This is a genomic window from Nocardioides sp. OK12, from assembly GCF_024341885.1.
In the GTDB taxonomy this organism is placed as follows: domain Bacteria; phylum Actinomycetota; class Actinomycetes; order Propionibacteriales; family Nocardioidaceae; genus Nocardioides; species Nocardioides marinisabuli.
The window spans coordinates 151,361-175,595 of the sequence record NZ_BNET01000003.1 but is presented as its reverse complement, the minus strand read 5'-3'; the positions used below and the strand labels follow the sequence as shown (position 1 = coordinate 175,595).

At 73.9% G+C, this 24,235-nt stretch carries 22 protein-coding genes and 1 tRNA gene; 12 read left to right on the top strand and 11 right to left on the bottom strand.

Translation table 11 applies throughout. The features are described 5' to 3' along the window. Nucleotides 1-40 precede the first annotated feature (40 nt). Nucleotides 41-116 (top strand) — tRNA-Ala (locus tag OCU29_RS08120). Between the two features lie 98 nt (nt 117-214). Here the strand turns inward: OCU29_RS08120 and OCU29_RS08115 are convergent. Next, nucleotides 215-826 (bottom strand): TetR/AcrR family transcriptional regulator, encoded by a 612-nt coding sequence (locus OCU29_RS08115; RefSeq protein ID WP_261819501.1) that lies wholly within the window; start codon nt 824-826, stop codon nt 215-217. A 134-nt stretch (nt 827-960) separates the two neighbouring features. On the opposite strand from OCU29_RS08115, the gene OCU29_RS08110 reads away from it, so the two are divergent. Next, nucleotides 961-1,524, top strand: a complete 564-nt coding sequence (locus tag OCU29_RS08110; RefSeq protein ID WP_261819500.1) for a carboxymuconolactone decarboxylase family protein — start codon at nt 961-963, stop codon at nt 1,522-1,524. A 62-nt stretch (nt 1,525-1,586) separates the two neighbouring features. On the opposite strand, the gene OCU29_RS08105 is transcribed toward OCU29_RS08110, so the two are convergent. Continuing rightward, nucleotides 1,587-2,105, bottom strand: coding sequence for a hypothetical protein (locus tag OCU29_RS08105; protein WP_179614325.1), 519 nt, complete (start codon nt 2,103-2,105; stop codon nt 1,587-1,589). Between the two features lie 177 nt (nt 2,106-2,282). On the opposite strand from OCU29_RS08105, the gene hutH reads away from it, so the two are divergent. Beyond that, nucleotides 2,283-3,863, top strand: a complete 1,581-nt coding sequence (gene hutH, locus OCU29_RS08100; RefSeq protein WP_261819499.1) for a histidine ammonia-lyase — start codon at nt 2,283-2,285, stop codon at nt 3,861-3,863. Further along, nucleotides 3,860-5,530, top strand: coding sequence for a urocanate hydratase (gene hutU / locus OCU29_RS08095; RefSeq protein WP_261819498.1), 1,671 nt, complete (start codon nt 3,860-3,862; stop codon nt 5,528-5,530). Before hutH ends, hutU begins: the two co-directional genes overlap by 4 nt. A 124-nt stretch (nt 5,531-5,654) precedes the next feature. Here the strand turns inward: hutU and OCU29_RS08090 are convergent, their stop codons facing one another. Genes OCU29_RS08090 through OCU29_RS08075 form a run of 4 tightly spaced genes read right to left on the bottom strand, consistent with a single transcriptional unit; the run spans nt 5,655 to nt 10,433 of the window. Next, nucleotides 5,655-6,728 carry an acyl-CoA dehydrogenase family protein gene (locus OCU29_RS08090; RefSeq protein ID WP_261819497.1) on the bottom strand — a complete coding sequence of 358 codons (1,074 nt, stop codon included), beginning with the start codon at nt 6,726-6,728 and terminating at the stop codon, nt 5,655-5,657. Beyond that, a complete protein-coding gene (locus OCU29_RS08085; protein ID WP_261819496.1) occupies nt 6,728-7,699 on the bottom strand; it encodes an acyl-CoA dehydrogenase family protein in 972 nt (323 codons plus the stop codon). Before OCU29_RS08085 ends, OCU29_RS08090 begins: the two co-directional genes overlap by 1 nt. Next, nucleotides 7,696-8,850 (bottom strand): acyl-CoA dehydrogenase family protein, encoded by a 1,155-nt coding sequence (locus tag OCU29_RS08080; RefSeq protein WP_261819495.1) that lies wholly within the window; start codon nt 8,848-8,850, stop codon nt 7,696-7,698. Before OCU29_RS08080 ends, OCU29_RS08085 begins: the two co-directional genes overlap by 4 nt. Beyond that, on the bottom strand, nt 8,841-10,433 hold the full coding sequence (locus OCU29_RS08075) for a FadD3 family acyl-CoA ligase (RefSeq protein WP_261819494.1): 1,593 nt from the start codon (nt 10,431-10,433) through the stop codon (nt 8,841-8,843). Before OCU29_RS08075 ends, OCU29_RS08080 begins: the two co-directional genes overlap by 10 nt. 84 nt (nt 10,434-10,517) lie before the next feature. Here OCU29_RS08075 and OCU29_RS08070 point away from each other — a divergent pair, with 84 nt between their 5' ends. Genes OCU29_RS08070 through OCU29_RS08055 form a run of 4 tightly spaced genes read left to right on the top strand, consistent with a single transcriptional unit; the run spans nt 10,518 to nt 14,336 of the window. Then, nucleotides 10,518-11,756, top strand: a complete 1,239-nt coding sequence (locus tag OCU29_RS08070) for an acyl-CoA dehydrogenase family protein (protein ID WP_261819493.1) — start codon at nt 10,518-10,520, stop codon at nt 11,754-11,756. Next, nucleotides 11,753-12,556: an SDR family oxidoreductase gene (locus OCU29_RS08065; RefSeq protein WP_179614318.1), complete on the top strand. Its 804-nt coding sequence runs from the start codon at nt 11,753-11,755 to the stop codon at nt 12,554-12,556. Before OCU29_RS08070 ends, OCU29_RS08065 begins: the two co-directional genes overlap by 4 nt. Nucleotides 12,557-12,568: 12 nt before the next feature. Further along, nucleotides 12,569-13,171, top strand: coding sequence for a TetR/AcrR family transcriptional regulator (locus OCU29_RS08060; protein ID WP_179614317.1), 603 nt, complete (start codon nt 12,569-12,571; stop codon nt 13,169-13,171). Nucleotide 13,172: 1 nt separating this feature from the next. Then, entirely contained in the window at nt 13,173-14,336 is a 1,164-nt protein-coding gene (locus tag OCU29_RS08055; protein WP_261819492.1) for an acetyl-CoA C-acetyltransferase, read from the top strand. Nucleotides 14,337-14,461: 125 nt separating this feature from the next. Here the strand turns inward: OCU29_RS08055 and OCU29_RS08050 are convergent, their stop codons facing one another. From OCU29_RS08050 to OCU29_RS08035, 4 genes are read right to left on the bottom strand one after another with little or no spacing between them, the layout of a single operon-like run. Next, nucleotides 14,462-15,529 (bottom strand): nitronate monooxygenase family protein, encoded by a 1,068-nt coding sequence (locus OCU29_RS08050; RefSeq protein ID WP_261819491.1) that lies wholly within the window; start codon nt 15,527-15,529, stop codon nt 14,462-14,464. Then, entirely contained in the window at nt 15,526-16,302 is a 777-nt protein-coding gene (locus OCU29_RS08045) for a CoA-transferase subunit beta (RefSeq protein ID WP_261819490.1), read from the bottom strand. The genes OCU29_RS08050 and OCU29_RS08045 overlap by 4 nt, the downstream gene beginning before the upstream one ends. After that, entirely contained in the window at nt 16,299-17,201 is a 903-nt protein-coding gene (locus OCU29_RS08040) for a CoA transferase subunit A (RefSeq protein ID WP_261819489.1), read from the bottom strand. The genes OCU29_RS08045 and OCU29_RS08040 overlap by 4 nt, the downstream gene beginning before the upstream one ends. Then, complete coding sequence (locus OCU29_RS08035) at nt 17,198-17,974, bottom strand: enoyl-CoA hydratase family protein (protein ID WP_261819488.1); 777 nt, start codon at nt 17,972-17,974, stop codon at nt 17,198-17,200. Before OCU29_RS08035 ends, OCU29_RS08040 begins: the two co-directional genes overlap by 4 nt. Before the next feature lie 89 nt (nt 17,975-18,063). Between OCU29_RS08035 and OCU29_RS08030 the strand changes: the two genes are divergently transcribed. The 4 genes from OCU29_RS08030 to OCU29_RS08015 all read left to right on the top strand — a co-directional run bounded on the left by OCU29_RS08030 (nt 18,064) and on the right by OCU29_RS08015 (nt 23,117). Then, the gene (locus tag OCU29_RS08030; protein ID WP_261819487.1) at nt 18,064-18,822 is read left to right on the top strand and encodes an SDR family oxidoreductase; all 759 of its coding nucleotides are present in this window, start codon (nt 18,064-18,066) and stop codon (nt 18,820-18,822) included. A 70-nt stretch (nt 18,823-18,892) separates the two neighbouring features. Then, on the top strand, nt 18,893-19,777 hold the full coding sequence (locus OCU29_RS08025; RefSeq protein WP_261819486.1) for an SDR family oxidoreductase: 885 nt from the start codon (nt 18,893-18,895) through the stop codon (nt 19,775-19,777). Next, a complete protein-coding gene (locus OCU29_RS08020) occupies nt 19,774-20,616 on the top strand; it encodes a 2-keto-4-pentenoate hydratase (protein ID WP_261819485.1) in 843 nt (280 codons plus the stop codon). Before OCU29_RS08025 ends, OCU29_RS08020 begins: the two co-directional genes overlap by 4 nt. A gap of 359 nt (nt 20,617-20,975) precedes the next feature. Next, nucleotides 20,976-23,117 (top strand): DEAD/DEAH box helicase, encoded by a 2,142-nt coding sequence (locus tag OCU29_RS08015; RefSeq protein WP_261819484.1) that lies wholly within the window; start codon nt 20,976-20,978, stop codon nt 23,115-23,117. Between the two features lie 272 nt (nt 23,118-23,389). On the opposite strand, the gene OCU29_RS08010 is transcribed toward OCU29_RS08015, so the two are convergent. Further along, entirely contained in the window at nt 23,390-24,136 is a 747-nt protein-coding gene (locus tag OCU29_RS08010) for a phosphatase PAP2 family protein (protein ID WP_261819483.1), read from the bottom strand. Nucleotides 24,137-24,235 lie beyond the last annotated feature (99 nt).

Sequence of the window (24,235 nt, the reverse complement as noted above, 5' to 3'; positions counted from 1 at the left end):
GCCCGGGTGCTAGCGTTCAACCCGCGTCTTCGGGCGCGATGGGGCTGTGGCGCAGTTGGTAGCGCGTCTCGTTCGCAATGAGAAGGTCAGGGGTTCGAATCCCCTCAGCTCCACCACGTACAGCAGATCCACCAGATGGACCCCCGGCCCGGTCCGCGCCCCGCGCGGCCGGGCCTGCTTCCTTCCCGGGGGTCGGCACCGAGCGCGCGGGCGGCTACCAGGTGTCGACGGTGTCGTGCAGCGCCGCGAGGTAGCGGTGGACGTCGTCGGCGTCGGCGCCGGAGCGCAGGATGACCTGCACACCGAGCAGGCAGGTGGTCAACAGGTCGGCGCGTCTGCCGACCAGCTGCTCGTCGGCGGGGTCGGTGGCGCGCGAGACCAGGACGCCGAGCTGCTCGCGCATCTGGCGGCGGTAGTCGGTGGCGAAGTCGTAGCCGGGCAGCTGGCCACGCAGCTCGTTGGAGGCCATCACCATCAGGCAGCCGTCGCGGCCGCGCTCGGAGACCGCGTCGGCCTCGAAGGCCTCCAGGAACGCGTGCACCGCCGCGACGCCCTCGCCGGCCGACCCGATGGTGGCGGCGAACATGGCGATCCGCTCGGCGAGGTAGCGCCGCAGCACCGTGGCGAAGAGCTCCTCCTTGGACCCGAACGTGCGGTAGAGGCTGGGCTTGTGCACGCCGCTGGCCTCCACGATGTCGGCCATGGAGGTCTGGGTGTAGCCCTGTCGCCAGAACAGCGAGGTCAGCGACTCGAGCACGGTCTCCTCGTCGTAGAGCCGAGGTCGGCCCACCGAGCCCTTGGGCGTCAGCGTCGTCGTGGTGCTCATGGGCCCATCGTACGCGCTCGCCCCCGACTTTGGAACCGCCTAGTAGCGAATCACCCAGTCATTGTGTACCGTTCGGTACTGAAGCGACGACGCGCTCCGCCGCGCGCCGCCGAACCGCCACGAGAGGGAGCACCATGACCGACTTCCAGCTGCACGACGAGACCACCGCACCCGAGGGCAGCAAGGAGCTGCTGGCCCGCTCGCGCAAGCAGAACGGGATGATCCCCGGCCTGCACGCCACGATGGCCGAGGCCCCGGGCCTGCTCGAGGCCTACCAGCAGGTCCACCAGCTCTTCCTCGACTCCAGCTTCGACAAGGAGGAGCTGACGGTGGTGTGGCAGAGCGTCAACGTCGAGCACGCGTGCCACTACTGCGTGCCCGCCCACACCGCCATCGCGCACGGCATGAAGGTGGACTCGGCCATCACCGACGCGCTGCGCGACGGCACCCCGCTGCCCGAGGCGCGCCTCGAGGCGCTGCGCACCTTCACCCTCGCCGTGGTCCGCGACCGCGGCGACGTCGACGAGGCGGGCGTGCAGGCCTTCCTCGACGCCGGCTTCACCAAGCGCCAGGTCCTCGAGGTCGTCCTCGGCGTCTCCCAGAAGGTGATGTCGAACTACACCAACCACCTCGCGCGCACGCCCGTGGACGAGCCCTTCCGCAAGTTCGAGTGGAACGGCGCCACCGTCTCCGCCTGAGCGCAGGCGCACCGAAGCCCGCCCCGGTCCTGCCGGGGCGGGCTTCGTCGTGCGTGCAGGGCTCAGAGGCTGGTGCTGCTGTCCTCGGACTCGGCGGTGCCGTCCTGGGTGCCGTCCTCGTCGCCGTCCTGGTCGCTGCCGGGCCGCTCCCCGTCGCGACCGCCCGGTCCGCCGGGGCCGCCGTGCCCGCGGGGGCCGCGCAGCTCGCCGGACTCGGCGCGCTCGAGCATCTCGTCGGCCTCCTCCTGGGTGAGCTCGCCGGCCTCGACCGCAGCCGCAAGTCGCTCCTCGAGCTGCGCGAGGTGCTCAGCCTGCATCTCGGTGCGCAGCTCGGACTGCACCTTCTCCAGGGCGGCGGTGACCTCGTCGGCGTCGAGGCCGAGCTCGGCGGCCAGCGCCTCGCCCAGCGCACCCTGCATCTGCGCGCGCCGGTCCTCCTTGTCGGTGCCCTGCTCGGTGCTCTGGTCGGTGCTCTGCTCCGAGGTGGTCTCGGCCAGGGCGGGCACCCCCCAGGCGGCGATGCCGGTGCCGGCGGTGGCGGCCAGGACGACCCCGGCGGTGAACGTTGCTGTGCGACGCATGTCGCACCTCCTCGTGTCGTTGAGTGGGTCGGGGCCAGCCTGCGCAGCGGCCCTGGCACGACCCTCGGGCCCACCTGGGAGGCACCTGTCAGTCCTCGGCGTCTGGGTCTCGCATCCGAGACACCGGTGACCGCTCGACCCCTTCCGGGACGCCGGGCGCGGTCGGAGCATGGACCCATGCAGCAGCACACGAGCCCCACCACCGCCCCGCCCTCGGCGACCATCACGCTGGGCGTGGGTCCCGTCAGCCCGCAGGAGCTGGTGGCGGTCACCCGCGGGGGCGCCGGGGTGCACCTGGGACAGGACGCGGTGGAGGCGATCCAGCGGGCCCGCGCGGTGGTCGAGGAGCTGGCCGCGGCCAGCACGCCGGCGTACGGCATCTCGACCGGGTTCGGCGCCCTGGCCACCCGCCACATCCCCACCGACCTGCGCGCCCAGCTGCAGCGCTCGCTGGTGCGCTCGCACGCGGCCGGGTCGGGGCCCGAGGTCGAGGCCGAGGTGACCCGCGGGCTGATGCTGCTGCGGCTCTCGACGCTGGCCACCGGCCACACCGGCATCCGCCTGGAGACCGCCCAGCTGCTGGCCGACCTGCTCACCCACCGGATCACCCCGGTGGTCCACGAGCACGGCTCGCTGGGCTGCTCGGGAGACCTCGCGCCGCTCTCGCACTGCGCGCTGGCGCTGATGGGGGAGGGCATGGTGCGCGACGCCGCCGGTGCGCTCGTGCCCGCCGCCGACGCGCTGGCCGCCGCGGGGCTGCGCCCGGTCGAGCTGGCCGCCAAGGAGGGCCTCGCGCTGATCAACGGCACCGACGGGATGCTCGGCATGCTGGTGCTGGCGATCGCCGACCTGCGGGTGCTGCTGCGCACCGCCGACATCGCCGCGGCCATGTCGGTCGAGGGCCAGCTCGGCACCGACCGGGTCTTCGCCGCCGAGCTGCAGGCCCTGCGCCCGCACCCCGGCCAGGCCGCCTCGGCCGCCAACCTGGTCCGGCTGCTCGACGGCTCGGCGATCATGGCCTCCCACCGCGGGCCCGACTGCCACCGCGTGCAGGACGCCTACTCGCTGCGCTGCGCGCCGCAGGTGCACGGCGCCGCCCGCGACACCCTCGAGCACTGCGACCTGGTCGCCTCGCGCGAGCTGGCCAGCGCCGTCGACAACCCGGTGGTGCTGGCCGAGGAGGGACGCGTGGAGTCGAACGGCAACTTCCACGGCGCCCCGGTCGCCTACGCCCTCGACTTCCTGGCCATCGTCGCCGCCGACGTCGCCTCGATCAGCGAGCGGCGCACCGACCGCTTCCTCGACAAGGCCCGCAACCACGGGCTGCCGCCGTTCCTGGCCCACGACCCGGGCGTCGACTCCGGGCTGATGATCGCGCAGTACACCCAGGCCGCCGTCGTCTCGGAGATGAAGCGCCTGGCCGCCCCGGCCTCGGTCGACTCCATCCCCTCCAGCGCCATGCAGGAGGACCACGTCTCGATGGGCTGGTCGGCCGCGCGCAAGCTGCGCCGCGCCGTCGACGGGCTCACCCGGGTCGTGGCCATCGAGGTCCTCACCGCGGCCCGCGCGCTCGACCTGCGCGCCCCGCTGGAGCCCTCGCCCGCCACCGCCGCGGTCGTGGCGCTGCTGCGCGACGCCGGGGTCGAGGGCCCCGGCCCCGACCGCCACCTGTCCCCGGAGATCGAGACCGCCGTCGGTCTGGTCGCCTCCGGCGCCGTCCTGGGCGCCGCCGAGTCCGTGATCGGAGAGCTCGCATGACCAACCACCGCCTGCCCGTCCACGCCGCCACCGGCACCACCCTCAGCGCCCGCTCCTGGCAGACCGAGGCGCCGCTGCGGATGCTGATGAACAACCTGGACCCGGCCAACGCCGAGCGCCCCGAGGACCTCGTCGTCTACGGCGGCACCGGCAAGGCGGCGCGCAGCTGGGCGGCGTACGACGCGCTGGTGCGCAGCCTGCGCGACCTCGCCGACGACGAGACCCTGCTGGTGCAGTCGGGCAAGCCCGTGGGCGTGATGCGCACCCACGAGTGGGCGCCGCGGGTGCTGATCGCCAACTCCAACCTGGTCGGCGACTGGGCCAACTGGGAGGAGTTCCGCCGGCTGGAGGACCTCGGGCTGACGATGTACGGGCAGATGACCGCGGGGTCGTGGATCTACATCGGCACCCAGGGCATCCTGCAGGGCACCTTCGAGACGTTCGCGGCGGTCGCCGACAAGCGGTTCGGCGGCACCCTGGCCGGCACCATCACCCTCACCGCCGGGCTCGGCGGCATGGGCGGGGCGCAGCCGCTGGCGGTGACCATGAACGACGGGGTCGTGATCTGCGTCGAGTGCGACCCCGCGCGCATCGAGCGGCGCATCGAGCACCGCTACCTCGACGTGCGCGCCGACTCCCTCGACCACGCCCTCGAGCTGGCCGTCGCCGCGCGCGACGAGCGCCGCCCGCTCTCGATCGGGGTGCTCGGCAACGCCGCCGAGGTGCTGCCCGAGCTGCTCGAGCGGGGTGCCCCGATCGACGTCGTCACCGACCAGACCTCCGCGCACGACCCGCTCTACTACCTGCCCGCCGGGGTGGCCTTCGAGGACTGGGAGCGCGAGCGCACCGCCGACCCCGCTGGCTTCACGAAGGCCGCGCAGGCCTCGATGGCCGCGCACGTGCGGGCGATGGTGGGCTTCCAGGACGCCGGCGCCGAGGTCTTCGACTACGGCAACTCGATCCGCGACGAGGCCCGCAAGGGCGGCTACGACCGCGCCTTCGAGTTCCCCGGCTTCGTGCCCGCCTACATCCGTCCGCTCTTCTGCGAGGGCAAGGGTCCGTTCCGCTGGGCCGCGCTCTCGGGCGACCCCGCCGACATCGCCGCCACCGACAAGGCGATCCTCGAGCTGTTCCCCGCCGACGAGAAGCCGGAGTACGAGCGGCTGCACAAGTGGATCACCATGGCCGGTGAGCGGGTCGCCTACCAGGGCCTGCCCGCACGCATCTGCTGGCTGGGGTACGGCGAGCGGCACCGCGCCGGGCTGAGGTTCAACGAGATGGTCGCCAACGGCGAGCTCAAGGCCCCCGTGGTGATCGGGCGCGACCACCTCGACTGCGGCTCGGTCGCCTCGCCCTACCGCGAGACCGAGGCGATGCTCGACGGCTCCGACGCGATCGCCGACTGGGCGCTGCTCAACGCGCTGGTCAACACCGCCTCGGGCGCCACCTGGGTCTCGATCCACCACGGCGGCGGGGTCGGCATGGGCCGCTCCATCCACGCCGGGCAGGTGTGCGTCGCCGACGGCACCGACCTGGCCGCGCAGAAGATCGAGCGGGTCCTGACCAACGACCCCGCCATGGGCGTCATCCGCCACGTCGACGCCGGCTACGACCGCGCCGTCGAGGTGGCCGACGAGCGCGGCGTACGGGTGCCGATGCGGGACTGACGGCCGTCGGGCCCGCGGCGGGAGTTTCATCGGGTCCCCGATGGACCTCCTGGCGGGACGATGAAGGTTCATGGTTGCGGCGACAGGTTCATCGGGTGCCCGATGAAACTCCCTCGCGGCGCGCTCAGGCCAGGACGGCGCGCCGGTGCTCGTGGGCCTGGCCGAAGAGCTGGCCCAGCGCGTGCGCGCGCTTGAAGAGCAGCTGGGCGTCGTGCTCCCAGGTGATCGCGATCCCGCCGTGCATCTGCACGGTCTCGGCCGCCACCTGCTCGAGCGCGTCGGAGCACCACGAGCCGGCGCTGGCCGCCAGCCGCGGGGCGTCGGGCGCGCCGACCGAGACGGCGTACGCCGCCGCCCACGCGATCGAGCGCGCCGTCTCGACGAGCACCAGCATGTCGGCCATCCGGTGCTTGAGCGCCTGGAAGGAGCCGATCGGGCGCCCGAACTGCACCCGCTCCTTCGAGTAGGCCACCGTCATGTCGAGCCCGCGCTGGGCGGCGCCGACCTGCAGCGCGGCGACCCCGACGGTGCCGACCAGGTGGGCCCGGGCCAGCGCCGCGGTGGCGTCGGCGACGACGGGCGTGGCCTCGACGTCGTCGAGCCCGAGCGTGGCCAGGCGCTGGGTGGTGTCCATCGCGGGCGTGCGGGTGCGGGTCAGGCCGGTCGCCGACGGGTCGACCTCGAAGAGCGCCACGCCCTCCTCGGTGCGGGCCGCGACCAGCAGCACCTCGGCGACGTCGCCGAGGAGCACCGGCCCCACCGTGCCGCTGAGCCGCGACCCGACCGCGCGCACCGGCTCGGTGCGACCGGGCCCGGTCAGCCCGGCCCAGGCGAGCGTGGCCACCTCGCCGGCGGCGACCCGCGGCAGCAGCCGGGCGCAGGCCTCGGCGGACCCGCTGGCGAGCAGCGTCTCGGCGACCACGAGGGAGGCGAGCAGCGGGCTGGGCGCCAGGCAGCGCCCCAGCTCCTCCAGCACCACGCAGGTCTCGAACGCCGAGGCCCCGGCCCCGTCGTGCTCCTCGGGCACCGCCAGCGCGGCCACCCCGACCTGCTCGCAGAGCACCTGCCACAGGGCGGGGTCGTGGCCGGCCGGCGAGTCGGCCGCGGCGCGGACGGCGCCGCTGTCGGCCCGCCTGGCCAGCAGCGCGCGCAGCGTGGCGGCGAGCTCGGTCTGCTCCTCGCTGAGCCCGAGCTCCATCAGGACACCGCCCCGCGCTCGGCGACGAGCGCGGCCAGCACCCGGTCGCGGTGGAACGCGGTGGTGCCCCAGGCCGCGACCAGCGCGCGCACCTTGGTGATCCACAGGCTCAGGTCGAGCTCGAGGGTGTAGCCGATCGCGCCGTGCGCCTGGAGCGCCACCCGCGAGGCCAGGTACGCCGCGTCGGCGGCGGCCAGCTTGGCGGCCGAGACGTCGCGGCAGAAGGTGGCCGGGTCGGCCAGCGCGGCGCCGTGCACCAGCGGACGGGCGAAGTCGAGGGCGATCCGCACGTCGGCGAGCCGGTGCTTGACCGCCTGGTAGGAGCCGATCTCGCGGCCGAACTGGCGGCGCTGCTTGACGTAGGTGACGGTGTCGGCGAGGAGTCGTTCGCCCGCACCCAGCAGCTGGGCGGCGGTGGCGAGCACGGCGGTGTCAAAGGCGCGACCGAGGTCGCCGGCGCCCGGTTGGGGCGCCCCCTCGGGCGTGAGCGTGAAGAGGCGGCGGGTGCGGTCGACCGAGGTGTGCCGCTCGCCGGCGCTCGCGCCCACGAGCCCGCCGCCGACGACGGCGTACAGGTGGTCGGCGACGTCGGCGTCGAGGGCGTGGGGCACGTGCGGGGCCAGGGCGACGCTGCCCACCGCCCCCTCGGCCAGCGCCTCGACGACCGGGCCGTCCCCGAGCAGGGCCGGCAGGAACGCCACCGACTCGACCCACGGCCCCGGCACCGCGTGGCGGCCCAGGGCCTCGAGGGCCAGCACCATCTCGACGGGGCCCGCACCCATCCCGCCGGCCTCCTCGGGCACCAGCAGCGCGCTCACGCCCTGCTCGGCCAGCCGTCGCCACAGCGCCAGGCCCGGGCCGGTGTCGTCGGCCGCCCAGGCGCGGGCGACACCGGCGGTGCCGGCCGCGCCCAGCAGCCGCTCGAGCGAGCCGGCGAAGTCGTCCTGCTCGGGCGTGGGCACGAACCTCATCGACCGGTTCCCTTCGGCTCGCGGGGCAGGCCGAGGATGCGCTCGGCCACGATGTTGCGCTGGATCTCGTTGGTGCCGGCGTAGATCGGCCCCGACAGCGAGAAGAGGTAGCCGTCGAGCCAGGCGGAGTCGACCTCCGAGGCCGGGCCGAGCAGGTCGAGGGCGCTCTCGTGCAGCGCGATGTCGAGCTCGGACCAGAAGACCTTGTTGACCGAGCCGGCCGCGCCCATGTCGCCGCCCCCGGCCAGCCGGGTCACGGTGCCCCAGGTGTAGAGCCGGTAGGCCTGCGCCCGGACCCAGGCGTCCACGACGCCCGCGGCGGCCGAGGGCACCTCCTCGCCGTGCCGCCGCCAGAGGTCGACCAGCCGGTCGGCGGCGGCGCAGAAGCGGCCTGGGGAGCGCAGCGAGAGCCCGCGCTCGTTCCCGGCGGTGCTCATCGCGACCCGCCAGCCGTCGCCGGGTGCGCCCAGCACGTCGGAGTCGGGCACGAACACGCCGTCGAGGAAGATCTCGGCGAACCCCGGCTCGCCGTCGAGCTGCGCGACCGGGCGCACGGTGACGCCCTGGGCGTCGAGCGGGAAGAGGAAGTAGGTCAGCCCGGCGTGCCGCTGGGCCTGCGGGTCGGAGCGGAACAGCCCGAAGCCCCAGTCGGCGTACGACGCCCGCGACGACCAGGTCTTCTGCCCGTCGAGCACCCAGCCGCCGCGCGCCTCGTCGCGGCGCGCGGTCGAGGTCAGCGAGGCCAGGTCGGAGCCCGCCCCGGGCTCCGACCAAGCCTGCGCCCACACCTGCTCGCCGGTGGCCATCGAGGGCAGGAAGCGGCGCTGCTGCTCGGGGGTGCCGTGCTCGAAGAGGATCGGGGCCAGCAGGAAGATCCCGTTCTGGGAGACCCGGCCGGGTGCGCCGGCGCGGTAGTACTCCTCCTCGAAGACCACCCACTCGACCAGCGAGGCGCCGCGGCCCCCGAGCTCCTCGGGCCACGACACGACCGACCACCGCGCCTCGGCGAGCCGGGCCTCCCACTCCTGGTGGGCGCGGAAGCCCGCCTCGGTGTCCATCGACGGCAGCGGGGGCGTCGGCACGTGCGCGGCCAGCCACTCCCGTGCCTCGGCCTGGAAGGCCCGCTCGTCGTCGCTGAGCGTCAGGTCCATCGGTCGTCCTTCGTCGTCGTGCGGGCTCGCAGCTCGGCCTTGAGCACCTTGAGGGAGGCGTTGCGGGGCAGCTCGTCGACGAGCTCGACGTGGCGCGGGACCTTGAAGTTCGCCAGCCGCTCGCGCAGGAACGCCACCACGTCGTCGGGGGTCAGGTCGTGGCCGGCCCGGGCGACGACGTACGCCGCGCCGACCTCGCCCATCCGCTCGTCGGGGACCCCGACCACCGCGGCCTCGACCACGCCGTCGAGGCGGGCCAGCACGGCCTCGACCTCGGCGGGGTAGACGTTGAAGCCGCCGCAGATGTACATGTCCTTGAGCCGGTCGGTGATGCGCATGTTGCCGTCGGCGTCGACGGTGCCGAGGTCGCCGGTGTGCAGCCAGCCGTCGGGCTCGACCGCCTCGGCGGTGGCCTCGGGGTCGTCGAGGTAGCCCAGCATCACCATCTCGCCGCGCAGCTGGATCTCGCCGACCTCGCCCGGGCCGAGCACGGCGCCCGACTGCGGGTCGACGACCCGCATCTCGACCCCGTCGACGACCCGGCCGTTGGTGGTGCCGATGACCTCGTCGGGGTCGCCGGGGCGGCACATCGTGGCGACCACGCACTCGGTCATGCCGTAGGCCGGGACGACCAGCTCGAAGGAGAGCTCGTCGAGCATCCGCTCGATCAGCCGCGGCGGGATGCTGGCCGAGCCCATGTTGGCCAGCCGCAGCGACGAGGTGTCGGTCGTGGGGAACGACGGCGACTCCAGCAGCGAGTGGAAGATCGTCGGGGCGCCGGGGCAGATCGTGAGCCGCTCCCGCTCGATCATCGCCAGCACCTGCTCGGTGTCGAAAGCCGCCACCGGGTGGAGCGCGCAGCCGGTCAGCAGGCTCGAGACGATGCCGACCTTGTAGCCGTAGGAGTGGAAGAACGGGCTGATCACCAGGTAGCGGTCCTCGGCGGTGACCCGGCAGGTGCTGGTCCAGCGCTCGGCGGCCATCAGCGTCTGGCGGTGCGCGGTCAGCACCCCCTTGGAGCGCCCGGTGGTGCCGGAGGTGAAGAGGATGTCGGCGACGTCGTCGGGCCCCACGCCCGCCACGCGTGCGTCGAGGTCGGCGTCGGTGACCTGCGCGCCCAGGCCCGCGAGGTCGTCGTACGCCGTGGTGGAGGGCGGGGCCTCGCCGTCGCCGACGACCACGACGGCCGCCTGCTCGTCGAGCCCCGGCAGCGCGGCGCGCAGCTCGGCCACCTGGGAGCGGCCCAGGAACCCGTCGGCGACCACGCAGACCCGGGCCCGCGAGCGGGCCACGACGTCGGCGACCTCCTCACCGCGGTAGCGGGTGTTGACCGGCACCAGCACCCCGCCGGCGTACGTCGCCGCGAGGCCGGCGACCACCCAGCGCCAGCTGTTCGGCGCCCACACGCAGACCCGGTCGCCGGGGCGCAGGCCGAGGGCGAGGTAGCCGCGGGCGGCGGCGCGCACCGCCTCGTGGAGCTCGGCGAAGGTCAGCGACGTCTCGCCGTCGACCACGGCCGGTCGCTCGGGGTGCTCCCGGGCGACCGCCCGGAGGGCCGCGGGCACGGTCGGGGGGTGGGCCACCGGGGCGCTCCTCTTCTCGGGCTGACCTGGACCAAACAAGTGCTTGGTAGGCTACCGTAGCGCCTGGTCGCTGAGAGGAGAACCATGGACCTGAGCTACTCCGCCGAGGAGCAGGCCTTCCGCACCGAGGTGCGCACGTGGCTCGGCGACCACCTCACCGGCGACTTCGCCGCGCTCAAGGGCCTCGGCGGCCCCGGCCGCGACCACGAGGCCCACGACGAGCGGCTGGCCTGGAACCAGCACCTCGCCGCGCACGGCTGGACCGCGCTGGGCTGGCCGGTCGAGCACGGCGGCCGGGGCCTCAGCCTGATGCAGCAGGTGATCTTCCACGAGGAGTACGCCCGCGCCGACGCCCCCGCCCGGGTCAACCACCTCGGCGAGGAGCTGCTCGGGCCCACCCTCATCGCGTTCGGCACCCCCGAGCAGCAGCAGCGCTTCCTGCCGCCGATCGTCGCGGCCACCGAGCTGTGGTGCCAGGGCTACTCCGAGCCCGGCGCCGGCTCCGACCTCGCCAACGTCCAGACCCGCGCGCGCCTCGAGCCCGGCCCCGGTGGCGAGGAGTGGGTGGTCGACGGGCAGAAGGTGTGGACGTCGCTGGCCCACCTCTCCCAGTGGTGCTTCGTCCTGGCGCGCACCGAGCCCGGCTCGCAGCGCCACGAGGGGCTCTCGTTCCTGCTGGTGCCGCTCGACCAGGAGGGCGTCGAGGTGCGCCCGATCGAGCAGATCACCGGCGGCTCGGAGTTCAACGAGGTCTTCCTCACCGGCGCCCGCACCGACGCCGCGATGGTCGTCGGCGAGCCCGGCCGCGGCTGGGGCGTGGCGATGGGCCTGCTCGGCTTCGAGCGCGGCGTCTCGACCCTGGGCCAGCAGGTCGGCTTCGCCCGCGAGCTCGAGACCGTCGTCGAGCGCGCCCGCGCCAACGGCTCGTACGACGACCCGGTGCTGCGCGACCGCCTCGCGCAGGCCACCGTCGAGCTCGAGGTGATGCGGGTCAACGCGCTGCGCGGGCTCTCCGCGGTGACCGCCGGCTCCGACTCCGCCGCCGGCGGCGGGGCCGCCTCGATCGCCAAGCTCGTCTGGGGCGGCTGGCACCGCCGGCTCGGCGAGCTCGCGATGCAGGTCGCCGGCGCCGACGGGCTCACCGCGCGCGGGGCGGCGTACGACCTCGACCCGCACCAGCGGCTCTTCCTCTTCAGCCGCGCCGACACGATCTACGGCGGCAGCGACGAGGTGCAGCGCACCATCCTCGCCGAGCGGGTGCTCGGCCTGCCGCGTGAACCCCGACCCACGACCCCGACCACCTCGACGCAGGGAGCCCGATGACCGCCGAACGCCCCGAGCAGCCGGTGCCCGACTACGTGCCCGGCCACGACCTGCTGGCCGGCAAGGTCGTGGTGGTCACCGCCGCGGCCGGCGCCGGCATCGGCGCCGCCGTCGTGCGCCGCGTGCTGGAGGAGGGCGCGAGGGCGGTCGTGTTCAGCGACACCCACGCGCGGCGGCTCGCCGAGGCCGAGGAGGCGCTGGCCGCCGAGTTCGGCGCCGACCGGGTGCGCCAGCAGGTCTGCGACGTCACCGACGAGGCCCAGGTCGCCGCGCTGCTCGACGTGGCCGACGGGCTCGGCGGCGTCGACGTGATGATCAACAACGCGGGCCTCGGCGGCACCGCCTCGGTGCTCGAGATGACCGACGAGCAGTGGAGCCGGGTCCTCGACATCACCCTGACCGGCACCTTCCGCTGCGTGCGCGCGGCCGGGCAGCGGATGGTCGCCGCCGGCACGCGCGGCGTCATCGTCAACAACGCCTCCGTCATCGGCTGGCGCGCCCAGGAGGGCCAGGCGCACTACGCCGCCGCGAAGGCCGGGGTGATGGCGCTGACCCGCTGCTCGGCCGTCGACCTGGCCCCGCACGGCATCCGTGTCAACGCCGTGTCGCCCAGCCTGGCGATGCACCCGTTCCTGGCCAAGGTCACCTCCGACGAGCTGCTCCACGAGCTCAAGCAGCGCGAGGCCTTCGGCCGCGCCGCCGAGCCGTGGGAGGTCGCCAACGTGATGGTCTTCCTGGCCAGCGACTACGCCTCCTACATGACCGGCGAGGTCGTCGCCGTCTCCAGCCAGCAGGCCTAGGAGACTGGACCCATGAGCACCGAGCCGTCCACCGCCCCCACCCGTCGTACCGAGCTGCTGGGGATCGCGGCCGGGCTCTTCGCCGAACGGGGCTTCAAGAACACCACGGTGCGCGACATCGCCGAGGCCTCCGGCATCCTCTCCGGCAGCCTCTACCACCACTTCGACTCCAAGGAGTCGATGGTCGACGAGATCCTCTCGACCTTCCAGGAGGAGCTCTTCGCGGCGTACGACGCCGTGCTGGCCAGCGACGACGACGCGCGCACCAAGATCGACCGGGCGGTGCGGCTGTCGTTCGAGGCGATCGACCAGCACCCGCACGAGGTCGCGATCTTCCAGAACGACGCCGGCTACCTCGGCGGCTTCGAGCGCTTCGGCTACCTCGCCGAGCGCAACGCCCAGTCGCGCGGGGTGTGGGTCGCGCTGCTCACCGAGGGCGTCGAGAGCGGGGCGCTGCGCGACGACCTCGACATCGAGCTCACCTACCGCTTCATCCGCGACACCGTCTGGGTGGCGGTGAAGTGGTACCGCCCCGGCGGGAAGCACAGCCACGTCGAGATCGCCGACCAGTACCTCACGATCCTGCTCGACGGGATCTCCACCGAAAGGCCCTGACATGCCCGAGTCCTACATCATCGACGCCGTGCGCAGCCCGGTCGGCAGGCGCGGGGGAGCCCTGGCCGGCGTGCACTCCGCCGACCTGGCCGCGCACTCGATCGCCGCGCTGGTGCGGCGTACCGGGATCGACGCCGGCGCCGTCGACGACGTGGTCCTGGGCTGCTGCGACACCATCGGCTCGCAGGCCGGCGACGTGGCGCGCACCGCCTGGCTGGTCGCGGGCCTTCCCGACCACGTGCCGGGTGTGACCATCGACCGCCAGTGCGGCTCCTCGCAGCAGGCGGTGCACTTCGCCGCGCAGGGGGTCATGTCGGGCACCCAGGACCTCGTGGTCGCCGGCGGCGTGCAGAACATGTCGGCGATCCCGATCTCCGCGGCGATGCTCGCCGGCCAGGCCTACGGCTTCTCGACGCCGTTCGCCGAGTCGCCCGGGTGGCAGGCGCGGTACGGCGACCAGGAGGTCAGCCAGTTCCGCTCGGCCGAGATGATCGCGGAGAAGTGGGACATCAGCCGCGAGGAGATGGAGGCCTTCGCGCTGGCCTCCCACGACCGCGCGGGCACCGCTATCGCCGAGGGCCGCTTCAAGGACGAGATCGAGCCGGTCACCCTGCCCGACGGCAGCGTCGTGGACACCGACCAGTGCCCGCGCGAGACCTCGCTGGAGAAGATGGCCGGCCTGCAGCCGCTGGCTCCCGGGGGCCGGATCACCGCGGCGGTCGCCTCGCAGATCTGCGACGGGTCCGCGGCGCTGCTGCTGGCCTCCGAGGCCGCCGTGGCCCAGCACTCGCTGACCCCGCGGGCGCGGGTGCACCACCTCTCGGTGCGCGGCGACGACCCGGTGTGGATGCTCACCGGCCCGATCCGCGCCACCGAGCACGCGCTCGCGCGCACCGGCCTCGGGATCGACGACATCGACCTCTTCGAGTGCAACGAGGCCTTCGCCTCGGTCGTGCTGGCGTGGATGAAGGAGACCGGCGCGCCCCACGACAAGGTCAACGTCAACGGCGGCGGCATCGCCCTGGGCCACCCCATCGGCGCCACCGGCGCCCGCCTGATGACCACGATGCTCAATGAGCTCGAGCGCACCGGCGGCCGCTACGCCCTGCAGACCATGTGCGAGGGCGGCGGCCAGGCCAACGTCACCATCATCGAGCGCCTCTGACCCGGCCCATATCTCGCGCTGACCCGTCCCAGATCTCCCACTGACCCGGCGCATGTCTCCGCTGCGGAGATTCGCGCCGGGTGGACGGGAGATTCGCGCCGGGTGGGCGCGAGATCTGCGCCGGGTCAGCGCAGGTGGGTGGTGGTGCGGCGCAGGCAGGCGACCGCCTCGGTGACGACCCGGTCGACGAGCTCCTCGCAGGTGGGCAGGTCGTCGAGGACGCCGACGACCTGGCCGGAGGCGAGGACGCCCGCGGAGGTGTCGCCGTCGACGAGGCCGGCCTTGAGCATCATCGGGGTGTTGGCGGCCAGGGTCATCTGGGCCAGCGTGCGGCCCTGGGTCTTCCTCATCGCCCGGCCGTCCCGAGCCAGGTCGAGCCACGTCATGCCGCTGGTGCGCTTGAACTCCAGGGTGCGGCGCACGGTGGGGCCCAGCCGCTTGACCGCGCTGGTCTCCTCGATCTCCTCGACCAGCGGGGTGCGCAGCATCCGGTGCGGCATCCCGTCGACCTTCGCGGTCACCACCGTGCCGTTGACGTCGTGGGAGAGGTAGAGCTCCTTGACCGCCTGCGGCACCGCGCTGTCGGCGGTGAGCAGGAAGCGGGTGCCCATCCCGATGCCGGCGGCGCCGTACGACAGGGCGGCCGCGAGGCCGCGGCCGTCGAAGAACCCGCCGGCGGCGACGACCGGGATGTCGACGGCGTCGAGCACCGTGGGCAGCAGCAGCGTGGTGGGCACCGAGCCGGTGTGGCCGCCGCCCTCGCCGCCCTGGATCATCACCGCATCGGCGCCCCAGGAGGCGACCTTCTCGGCGTGGCGCGGCAGCCCGACGGACGGCATCACCACGATGCCGTGGTCCTTGAGCTTCTTGATCAGGTCCTGCTTCGGCGCGAGCGCGAAGGAGGCGACCTTGACGCCGTGCCTGATCAGCAGGTCGCAGCGGTCGGCGGCGTCGCCGGCATCGGCGCGCAGGTTGACTCCGAAGGGCTGGTCGGTGCGGCCCTTGACCTCGACGATCGCCCGCTCGAGCTCCTCGTGGGTCATCGTGGCGCTGGCCAGGATGCCCAGGCCGCCGGCGTTGGCGGTGCCGCTGACCAGGCGCGGCCCGGCGACCCAGCCCATGCCGGTCTGCACGACCGGGTGGCGCACCCCGACCAGCTCGGTCAACGGGGTGCTCAGCTGCTGCTCGATCACGAAGTCGCCTCCCGGACCACCGGCTTGACCTCGCGGTCGCGCAGCGTGCGGGGGTCGAGCACCTCGCGCACCAGCACGAGCTCCTCGGCCGTGGGGGAGCGGGTCTCGGGCACCTCGGCCGGCACCTCGAGCTCGAAGCCGGTGGCGGCGCGCACGTCGTCGACGCATACGCCCGGGTGCACCGAGAGCAGCCGCACCGTGTCGTCGGCGCCCTTGACGTCGAGGACGGCGAGGTCGGTGACGATGCGGTGGATGTCGTTGTACCTCGCCGCCGCGGGGCCGGCCGCGGCCGCGCGGCGCGGACCCACGCCCGAGACGACGTCGACGGCCTCCACGAACACGCGCGGCGAGTGCCGCGGCACCCAGTACGACGTGCGGTTGTTGACGGTGTTGCCCGGGGCGCCGCGCGAGCCCAGCAGCTGGCGGGTCGGGCGGTCGAAGTCGCCGATGGCCGAGATGTTCTGGTTGCCGTGCCGGTCGACCTGGGTGGCGCCCATCATCACGTGCCGCGGCCCGTTGGCGACGACGTCGAAGACCTTGCGGAAGGGGATCCAGCCCTCGACCACGTCGGCCTTCGCGAACAGCGGCGGCACCCCGGCCAGGAACAGCGACTCGCCGTCGGAGATGACCAGGTCGGGGTTGGAGGTGAGCTTGGCCAGGCGCACGCCCAGCATCGGCAGCATCCCCATCGGGCTGGCGAAGAGCTCGCCGTCGTCGGCGAACGCGTCGGCGATCGCTGCGGCGCACACCTCGGCGCGGGTCGGCTCGCTCATGCCTGCTCCTCCTGGGCGAAGGCCGCGACCGCGGCCTGGTAGGCGTCCTCGTCGCCGGCGAGGAAGCGCTGCTCGAAGGCCGCCCAGTCCTCGTCGGTGCCCGACGCCGCGGCGGCGTACGCCTTCTGGAACTTCTCGTCGCGCTCGTAGTCGGGGGTGCAGGTGGTGAAGTGCGCGCCGTGCGGGGTCTCGACGACGCCGGTGACCAGCATCCGGCTCAGCAGCAGCCGCTGCACCGGGGTGTCGACGGTCAGCCCAGCGGTGTCGACGACCTGCTCGACACTGACGTAGGCGCGGTCGGCGGCCATGCAGAACAGGTCGTCGAAGTAGGGGTCGGGCCCCAGGTACGTCGCGTTGCCGTGCTTGTCGGCCCGGTTGAGGTGGACCAGCGCGACGTCGAGGCGCAGCGCCGGGACGGCCACCAGCTCCTCGTGCACGCCGTCGGGGTCGGCGTACGGGCTGGTGACCGTGGTGATGTCGGGGTTGTGCACCAGCACGTCGGAGCCGAGCCCGGCCCGCACCGGCAGGAACGGCAGCCGCTGGGCGGCCGCGCGCAGCCCGGTCTGGAACATCCCCTCGTCGAGCTCGACGACCTCGGGGACGGTGCCCTCCTGGCGGGCCTTCTGGAAGTTGGGCTCCAGCGGCACCGAGTCGAGGGAGACGAAGGCGTAGACGAGGCGGCGCACCTTGCCGGCGCGCAGCAGCAGGCCGACGTCGGCGCCGCCCCAGCTGACGATCGTCAGGTCCTTGAGGTCCGAGCGCAGGATGGCGCGCACCAGCGCCATCGGCTTGCGCCGGGGGCCCCACCCGCCGATGCCGATGGTCATGCCGTCGCTGAGCTCGGCGACGACCTCGTCGATGCTCATCCGCTTGTCGCGGGGGCTGCGCCCGGCGCTCATCGGCGTCCTGTCCCGGCCCGCTGGCCTGCCTTGTCGGTGCCGGCGAAGCCGTCGCGCAGCTCGTCGGCCACGCCGGCGAGGTTGAGCTCCATCGTGAAGCCCTGCTCGAAGCGGTAGCTCTTGTTGACGTCGACCGGGTCGATGTCGTTGAGGGCCTCCTTGGCCGCCCGGATGACCCGGGTGTCCTTGGCGGCGATCTCGCCGGCGACGGCCAGGGCGGCGTCGTCGAGCCGCTCGCGGGGGACGACCTCGAGGACCGAGCCGTGCTGCACCAGCTCGGCCGCCTTGATGGTGCGGGCGGTGAAGTAGAGGGTCCGCATCAGGTGCTGGGGCACCAGCCGCGCCATGTGGGTCGCGGCGCCGAGCGCCCCCTGGTCGACCTCGGGCACCCCGAAGTAGGCGTCCTCGCTGGCTACCACGCAGTCGGCGTTGCCGACCAGGCCGACCCCGCCGCCCAGGCAGTGCCCGTGCACGGCGGCGACGACCGGCACCGCGCACTCGTAGACGGCCTTGAAGGCGGCGTAGCAGCCCTTGTTGGCGCCGATCAGCGCGTCGAAGCCGGTGGAGTGCTGCATCTCCTTGATGTCGACGCCGGCGTTGAAGCCGCGGCCCTCGGCGCGCAGCACCACGACGTGGGTGGCCTGGTCGCGCGAGGCCTCGTCGAGCGCGGCGGCGACGTCGTACCAGCCCTGCACCGGCAGCGCGTTGACCGGCGGGTGCTCCATGGTGACGACGCGGACGCCGTCCCCGCGGAGCTCGGAGGTGATGCCCATGGAGTGCCTCTCCTGAAGACGACCTAGCATTTGCTTGGTACCCTAACACTTGCTTGGTCCGCCTCGCCCGACCCGATCGAAGGACACCGATGAGCATCAGCCTCGACCTGACCGGCCGGGTCGCCCTGGTCACGGGCGGCAGCAAGGGCATCGGCCGCGCCATCGCCGAGACGTACGCCGCCGCGGGAGCCCAGGTGGTGACCTGTGCCCGGTCGCAGGCGGCGCCGCTGGCCGGCACCCGGCACACCACCTGCGACGTGCGCGACCCCGAGGCGGTCGAGGCGATGGTCGCGGAGGTCGCGGCCACCGAGGGGCGCCTCGACGTCGTGGTCAACAACGCCGGGGGCGCGCCGTACGCGCTGGCCGCCGACGCCTCGCCGCGCTTCCACGCCAAGGTGCTCGACCTCAACCTGCTCGCACCGCTGCTGGTCGCCCAGGCCGCCAACCGCGTGATGCAGGCCCAGGAGGGCGGCGGCGCGATCGTCACCATCTCCTCGATCAGCGCGCTGCGGCCCTCACCGGGCACCGCCGTGTACGGCGCCGCCAAGGCCGGCGTCGACTCGCTCACCGCCTCGCTGGCCGTCGAGTGGGCCCCGAAGGTGCGGCTCAACTCGATCAACGTGGGCCTGTGCCGCACCGAGCTCACCGACGACCACTACGGCGGCGACGAGCAGGTCGCGGCCATCGAGGCCACGATCCCGCTGGGCCGGATGGCCCGCCCCGAGGAGGTCGCGGCGGTCGCGCTCTTCCTCGGCTCCGACCTGGCCTCCTACGTCAGCGGCGCCACCATCGCCTGCCACGGCGGCGGCGAACCGCCCGTCTTCCTCAGCGCCCTCGCCGGCGCCTGACCCCCGCCCGAGCCCCATCCGACCCTCACCCGCCCCAGCACCAGGACCATCAGCAGCAAGGAGCACCACCGTGACGAAGATCCTCGACGGCCGCGTCGCCGTCGTGACCGGCGCCGGGCGCGGCATCGGCCGCGCCCACGCCCTCGAGCTCGCCGCCCAGGGCGCCGCCGTCGTGGTCAACGACTTCGGTGTCTCGCTGTCGGGCGAGGGGGAGGACGCCGCGAGCCCGGCCGAGCAGGTCGTGGCCGAGATCGAGGCGGCCGGTGGCCGGGCGGTGGCCAACGCCGCCGACGTCGCCGACTTCGAGCAGGCCGAGGCGATGGTGCGCCAGGCGATCGACACCTTCGGCGGGCTCGACGTCCTCGTCAACAACGCCGGCTTCGTGCGCGACCGGATGCTGGTCAACACCTCCGAGGAGGAGTGGGACGCCGTCGTGCGGGTGCACCTCAAGGGCCACTTCGCGCCACTGCGGCACGCCGGTGCCTACTGGCGCACCGAGGCCAAGGAGGGGCGCCGGCGCGAGGCCCGCGTCATCAACACCTCCTCGGGCGCGGGCCTCCAGGGCTCGATCGGGCAGACGACGTACTCGGCGGCCAAGGCCGGCATCGCCGGGATGACCCTGGTCGCCGCCGCCGAGCTGGGGCGCTACGGGGTCACCGTCAACGCGATCGCGCCGGTCGCGCGCACCCGGATGACCGAGGGCGCCTTCGACACCTCCGCGATGCCCGACCCGGCCGACAACTCCCCGGTCGTGGCCTGGCTGGCTTCCGTCGAGGCCGGCGACGTCACCGGCCGCGTCATCGAGATCGAGGGCGGCAAGGTGACGGTCGAGAACGGCTGGACCCACGGCCCGGCCGCCGACCTCGGCCGGCGCTGGGAGAGCGCCGAGGTCGGCGACCGGTTGCGCGCGCTGCTCGCCCAGGCCCCACGCCCCGAGCCGGTGTACGGCGCATGAGCGGCGCCGACCACGAGGCACCCGGCGGCCGGGCCGAGCGACCGTGCACCGACGTCGACGCCGCGACCGTCGCCGCCGCCGGCGACCGGCTGGTGCAGGCGCTGCGCAGCCTCACGCCCTGCGCCCCGGTGCGTGACCTGATCGGCGCCACCGACGTCGCGGCGGCCTACCTCGTGCAGGAGCACCTCAACGCCAGCCGGGTCGCGGCCGGGGCCCGGGTGGTGGGCCGCAAGATCGGGGCGACCTCGCAGGCCGTGCAGACCCAGCTCGGCGTCGACCAGCCCGACTTCGGCGTGCTCTTCGACGACATGGGCTTCGAGGACGGTGCCGACATCCCGCTCGAGCGGCTGCTGCAGCCGAAGGTCGAGGCCGAGGTGGCGTTCGTGCTGGGCGAGGACCTCGCCGAGGGCCCCCTCGACGTCGCGCAGGTGCGGGGCGCGGTGGCGCACGCCGTGGCCGCCATCGAGATCGTCGATTCGCGCATCGCGGGCTGGGACATCTCGTTTGCCGACACCGTCGCCGACAACGCCTCCTCCGGCCTCTACGTGCTCGGTTCGCAGCGGCGCTCGCTCGACGAGGTCGACCCCGTGGGGGTGACGATGTCGCTGCGCATCGACGGTGCGGAGGTCTCCACCGGCACCGGGGCGGCCTGCCTGGGCGACCCGCTGAACGCGGTCGCCTGGCTGGCCCGCCAGGCCCGGCTCTTCGGCGCGCCGCTGCGCGCCGGGCAGGTCGTGCTCTCGGGCGCGCTGGGCCCGATGCGCCCCGTCGAGGCAGGCTCCACGGTGGTGGCCGAAATCAGCGGCCTGGGCGGCGTCACCGCCCGCTTCGCCGGCTGACCCGCGCCGGCCGCACGCCGGCGTCGTACCCCAGACGGGTGACGCGCCGCACGGCGATGCGCCGCCTCGTCGGGGCGCGCGGTACCGTGGAGGGGCAGCCGGGTGCAGATCCGGCTGCGACCAGCACCGATCCCGGCACCGACGCCGTCGTCGCGGGCCCACGGACCTCGAGGCTCATCTCCACGATCCCTGGTCCCGCCCATCGCCTCGCTGTCGCCGCCGGGACGTGCTGGACGCGTCGTGCTCGTGTGCGCCAGCAGGCTCTACGAGGCGGTGCACGCCCGGGTGCACGCAGCCGCGGACGGTGGTGAGCAGCCCCGCCGCGCGAGGGCACCGGTGTCACTCCAGAGGAGGAGCTTGTGGCTCAACGAGGCCAGCGTCGATCCGGCGGCGCCCGCACCGCGCCGCGCGCGCAGCGGCGCACCCGCGACCTCGACAACGAGGGCATCATCCCCGTGCTGGCGAAGGCCGTGCGCGAGGTCGAGGGCGCGGTCCAGCGCGGCGCCGTGCGCCCCTCGGTGCGCACCAAGTTCCAGGTGGTGGCCCACCTCGTGCGCGAGGAGCGCGCGCGCATCAAGGCCGACGAGGAGACCTCAGAGGGCCAGAAGGCGGCCCAGCTCAAGCGGCTCGACGGGGTCGCGACCATCCTCGCCAAGACCTCCACCCGCGAGACCAGCCTGCTCGCGCTGCTCGCCGAGGACGCCGACTTCTCGCACTCCGCGCGCGAGCTGAAGGCCGAGATGCAGCGCGCGGCCGGTCTCGAGGTCGAGGTCGAGAAGCCCGCCCCGACCCCCGAGCCCGGCGCCGAGGCGGCCGTCGACCGGCGCGTCGTGCCGCCCTCGGTGGTCTCGCGCCAGCTCTCCAACCCCTTCCTCGTGCCCGACTTCGGCATCGCCGAGGCGACCCGCCCCCGCACCGGCCGGCTGGCCGGCTGGGAGCTGCTCGGCCCGCTCTTCCGCTCCTTCGAGTACGCCGGCGGCGGCGCCCCGGCGTGCATGCAGATGCCCGACCCGTCGGCGTACCGCGCCCCCGAGGGCATGCAGCTGATGCCGCACCAGGCGCAGCTGGTCTCCGCGGCCGCCGCCGGGCACCGCAGCTTCCTGCTGGCCGACGAGCCCGGCCTCGGCAAGACCGCGCAGGCGCTGCTCGCCGCGCAGGCCGCCGACGCCTACCCGCTGCTGTGCGTGGTGCCCAACGTGGTCAAGACCAACTGGGCCCGCGAGGCGGGGCTGTGGACCCCGCACCGCCCGGTCACCGTGATCCACGGCGACGGCAGCGACATCGACGGCTTCGCCGACATCGTCGTCGTCAACTACGAGGTCCTCGACCGCCACGTCGGCTGGCTGGGCGACCTCGGGTTCAAGGGGATGGTCGTCGACGAGGCGCACTTCATCAAGAACAAGACCTCCCAGCGCAGCCAGCACGTGCTCCAGCTCTCCGAGCGGATCCGCTCGCGCACCGCCAACCCGCTGCTGATGGCGTTGACCGGCACCCCGCTCATCAACGACCTCGAGGACTTCCGCGCGATCTGGCAGTTCCTGGGCTGGATCGACGACCGCAAGCCGCTCGGCAAGCTGATGGACGCGCTCGAGGAGACCGGGCTGACCCCGGCCGAGCCCGCGTTCTACGGCGCCGCGCGCGCCAAGGTCATCGACATGGGCATCGTGCGCCGCCGCAAGGTCGACGTGGCCGCCGACATCCCGGCCCGCCGGGTCGCCGACCTGCCGGTCGAGCTGGACGACGCCCTGGGCCGCTCGATCCGCGACGCCGAGCGCGAGCTGGCCCGCCGCCTCGTGGCCCGCTACCACTCCGCCCTGGAGACCCGCACCTCCGGCGTCGTCGTCGAGGGCATCGACCACGAGCTCGTGCGCCGCGTGGCGACGTGGGAGCGCGAGGACACCGCCGCCGCGAAGAACGGCGAGAACGTCTTCTCGATGATGCGCCGCATCGGCCAGGCCAAGGCCGGCCTCGCCGCCGACTACGCCGCCCAGCTGGCGCGCAGCGTCGGCAAGGTCGTCTTCTTCGCCAAGCACGTCGACGTGATGGACGTGGCCGAGGAGACCTTCGCCCGGCGCGACCTGCGCTACACCTCGATCCGCGGCGACCAGACCCCCAAGGCCCGCGAGGCCGCGATCAAGGCCTTCCAGGAGGACCCCGACGTCGCCGTCGTGGTCTGCTCCCTCTCCGCCGCGGGCGTGGGGCTCAACCTCCAGGTGGCCTCCAACCTGGTGCTCGCCGAGCTGTCGTGGACCGACGCCGAGCAGACCCAGGCCATCGACCGCATCCACCGCATCGGCCAGAAGCTGCCGGTCACCGCGTGGCGCGTGATCGCCGCCCAGACCCTCGACACCAAGATCGCCGAGCTCATCGACTCCAAGGCCGGCCTGGCGGCCACGGCGCTCGACGGCTCCGACGAGGAGGTCGGCTCGTCCGCCGACGTCCAGCTCGAGGCGCTCGTCGCCCTGCTCACCGAGGCGCTGGAGGCCGAGCAGACCCGCTGACCCGACCCCTGCTCGGTCGGCCTCCGTTGGTCGAGCAGCGAGGGCCGGAGGCTCGAGCGTCGTCGAGACCGGGTGGGTCCATGGCGTACGGCGAGCTCGGTGCTCGCGGGGTCTCGACGACGGTCGTCGCTGGCGCTCCTCCCTGCTCGACCAACGGTGGGTCGGCGTACGGCGACGGTGGGTCCATGGCGTACGGCGGGTGCGGTGCTCGCGGGGTCTCGACGACGGTCGTCGCTGGCGCTCCTCCCTGCTCGACCGGCGGTGGCTCGGCGTCACCGCCGCGCGGGTGCGCGGCGGGCCCGGACGAGCCGGTCGACGAGCAGCACGACGGCGGCGCCGGCGACGGCGTCGAGCAGCCAGTGGTTGCCGGTCATCACCACCACGAGGGTGGTGAGGAGGGGGTAGGCCCAGACCGCGGGGCGCCAGCGGGTGGGGACGGCGCGGGAGAGGGTGAGGGCGACCCAGACCGCCCAGCCGACGTGCATCGAGGGCATCGCGGCGAGCTGGTTGGTCATCGACCCGAGGCCGCGGGGGGCCGAGGCGCTCTCGCCCCACCACCCCCAGGCGGCGGTCTGCGCCAGCACGTCGACGTACCCCGGCACCAGGCGTGGGGGAGCGACCGGCACCACCAGGTAGCACGCCAGCGCGGTCAGGGTGGCGGCGACGAGCACGGTGCGGGCGGTCCGGTAGGCCTCCGGGCGCCACAGCCAGGTGCCCAGCAGCACCAGTGCGGTGACGGCGTAGTGGGTGACCGTGTACCAGTACGACGCGGCGACGCCGACGACCACGGAGGTGGCGGTCCAGCCGTTGAGGACGGGCTCGATCGCGATGCCCAGGACCCGCTCGACCTCGAACAGGTGGTCCGCGACGCGTCGCGCGGCCGCGAGGTCGTCGGCGGCCAGCAGGCGCGAGGCGGTGTAGCCCAGGTACAGCGCGGCCAGCAGCGCGACCTCGCGCAGGGCGGGCAGCACTCGCGCGCGAGCGGTGGTCGTGGGGGTCTCGAGCCGTGTCTCGCTCATCCGTCGATGATGCGCTGCCGCCGCCGGTCGTGGCGCCCCCTTTGTGGTGGGTGTGCCGGCGGGTCGGGCTCCCACCCCGGCGCCTCTTGCGCAGACGTC

Excerpts from the sequence above, each read along its gene's own strand:
- OCU29_RS08115 (WP_261819501.1), bottom strand. The coding sequence starts at position 826 with ATGAGCACCACGACGACGCTGACGCCCAAGGGCTCGGTGGGCCGACCT.
- OCU29_RS08110 (WP_261819500.1), top strand. The coding sequence starts at position 961 with ATGACCGACTTCCAGCTGCACGACGAGACCACCGCACCCGAGGGCAGC.
- OCU29_RS08105 (WP_179614325.1), bottom strand. The coding sequence starts at position 2,105 with ATGCGTCGCACAGCAACGTTCACCGCCGGGGTCGTCCTGGCCGCCACC.
- hutH (WP_261819499.1), top strand. The coding sequence starts at position 2,283 with ATGCAGCAGCACACGAGCCCCACCACCGCCCCGCCCTCGGCGACCATC.
- hutU (WP_261819498.1), top strand. The coding sequence starts at position 3,860 with ATGACCAACCACCGCCTGCCCGTCCACGCCGCCACCGGCACCACCCTC.
- OCU29_RS08090 (WP_261819497.1), bottom strand. The coding sequence starts at position 6,728 with ATGGAGCTCGGGCTCAGCGAGGAGCAGACCGAGCTCGCCGCCACGCTG.
- OCU29_RS08085 (WP_261819496.1), bottom strand. The coding sequence starts at position 7,699 with ATGAGGTTCGTGCCCACGCCCGAGCAGGACGACTTCGCCGGCTCGCTC.
- OCU29_RS08080 (WP_261819495.1), bottom strand. The coding sequence starts at position 8,850 with ATGGACCTGACGCTCAGCGACGACGAGCGGGCCTTCCAGGCCGAGGCA.
- OCU29_RS08070 (WP_261819493.1), top strand. The coding sequence starts at position 10,518 with ATGGACCTGAGCTACTCCGCCGAGGAGCAGGCCTTCCGCACCGAGGTG.
- OCU29_RS08065 (WP_179614318.1), top strand. The coding sequence starts at position 11,753 with ATGACCGCCGAACGCCCCGAGCAGCCGGTGCCCGACTACGTGCCCGGC.
- OCU29_RS08060 (WP_179614317.1), top strand. The coding sequence starts at position 12,569 with ATGAGCACCGAGCCGTCCACCGCCCCCACCCGTCGTACCGAGCTGCTG.
- OCU29_RS08055 (WP_261819492.1), top strand. The coding sequence starts at position 13,173 with ATGCCCGAGTCCTACATCATCGACGCCGTGCGCAGCCCGGTCGGCAGG.
- OCU29_RS08045 (WP_261819490.1), bottom strand. The coding sequence starts at position 16,302 with ATGAGCGAGCCGACCCGCGCCGAGGTGTGCGCCGCAGCGATCGCCGAC.
- OCU29_RS08040 (WP_261819489.1), bottom strand. The coding sequence starts at position 17,201 with ATGAGCGCCGGGCGCAGCCCCCGCGACAAGCGGATGAGCATCGACGAG.
- OCU29_RS08035 (WP_261819488.1), bottom strand. The coding sequence starts at position 17,974 with ATGGGCATCACCTCCGAGCTCCGCGGGGACGGCGTCCGCGTCGTCACC.
- OCU29_RS08030 (WP_261819487.1), top strand. The coding sequence starts at position 18,064 with ATGAGCATCAGCCTCGACCTGACCGGCCGGGTCGCCCTGGTCACGGGC.
- OCU29_RS08020 (WP_261819485.1), top strand. The coding sequence starts at position 19,774 with ATGAGCGGCGCCGACCACGAGGCACCCGGCGGCCGGGCCGAGCGACCG.
- OCU29_RS08010 (WP_261819483.1), bottom strand. The coding sequence starts at position 24,136 with ATGAGCGAGACACGGCTCGAGACCCCCACGACCACCGCTCGCGCGCGA.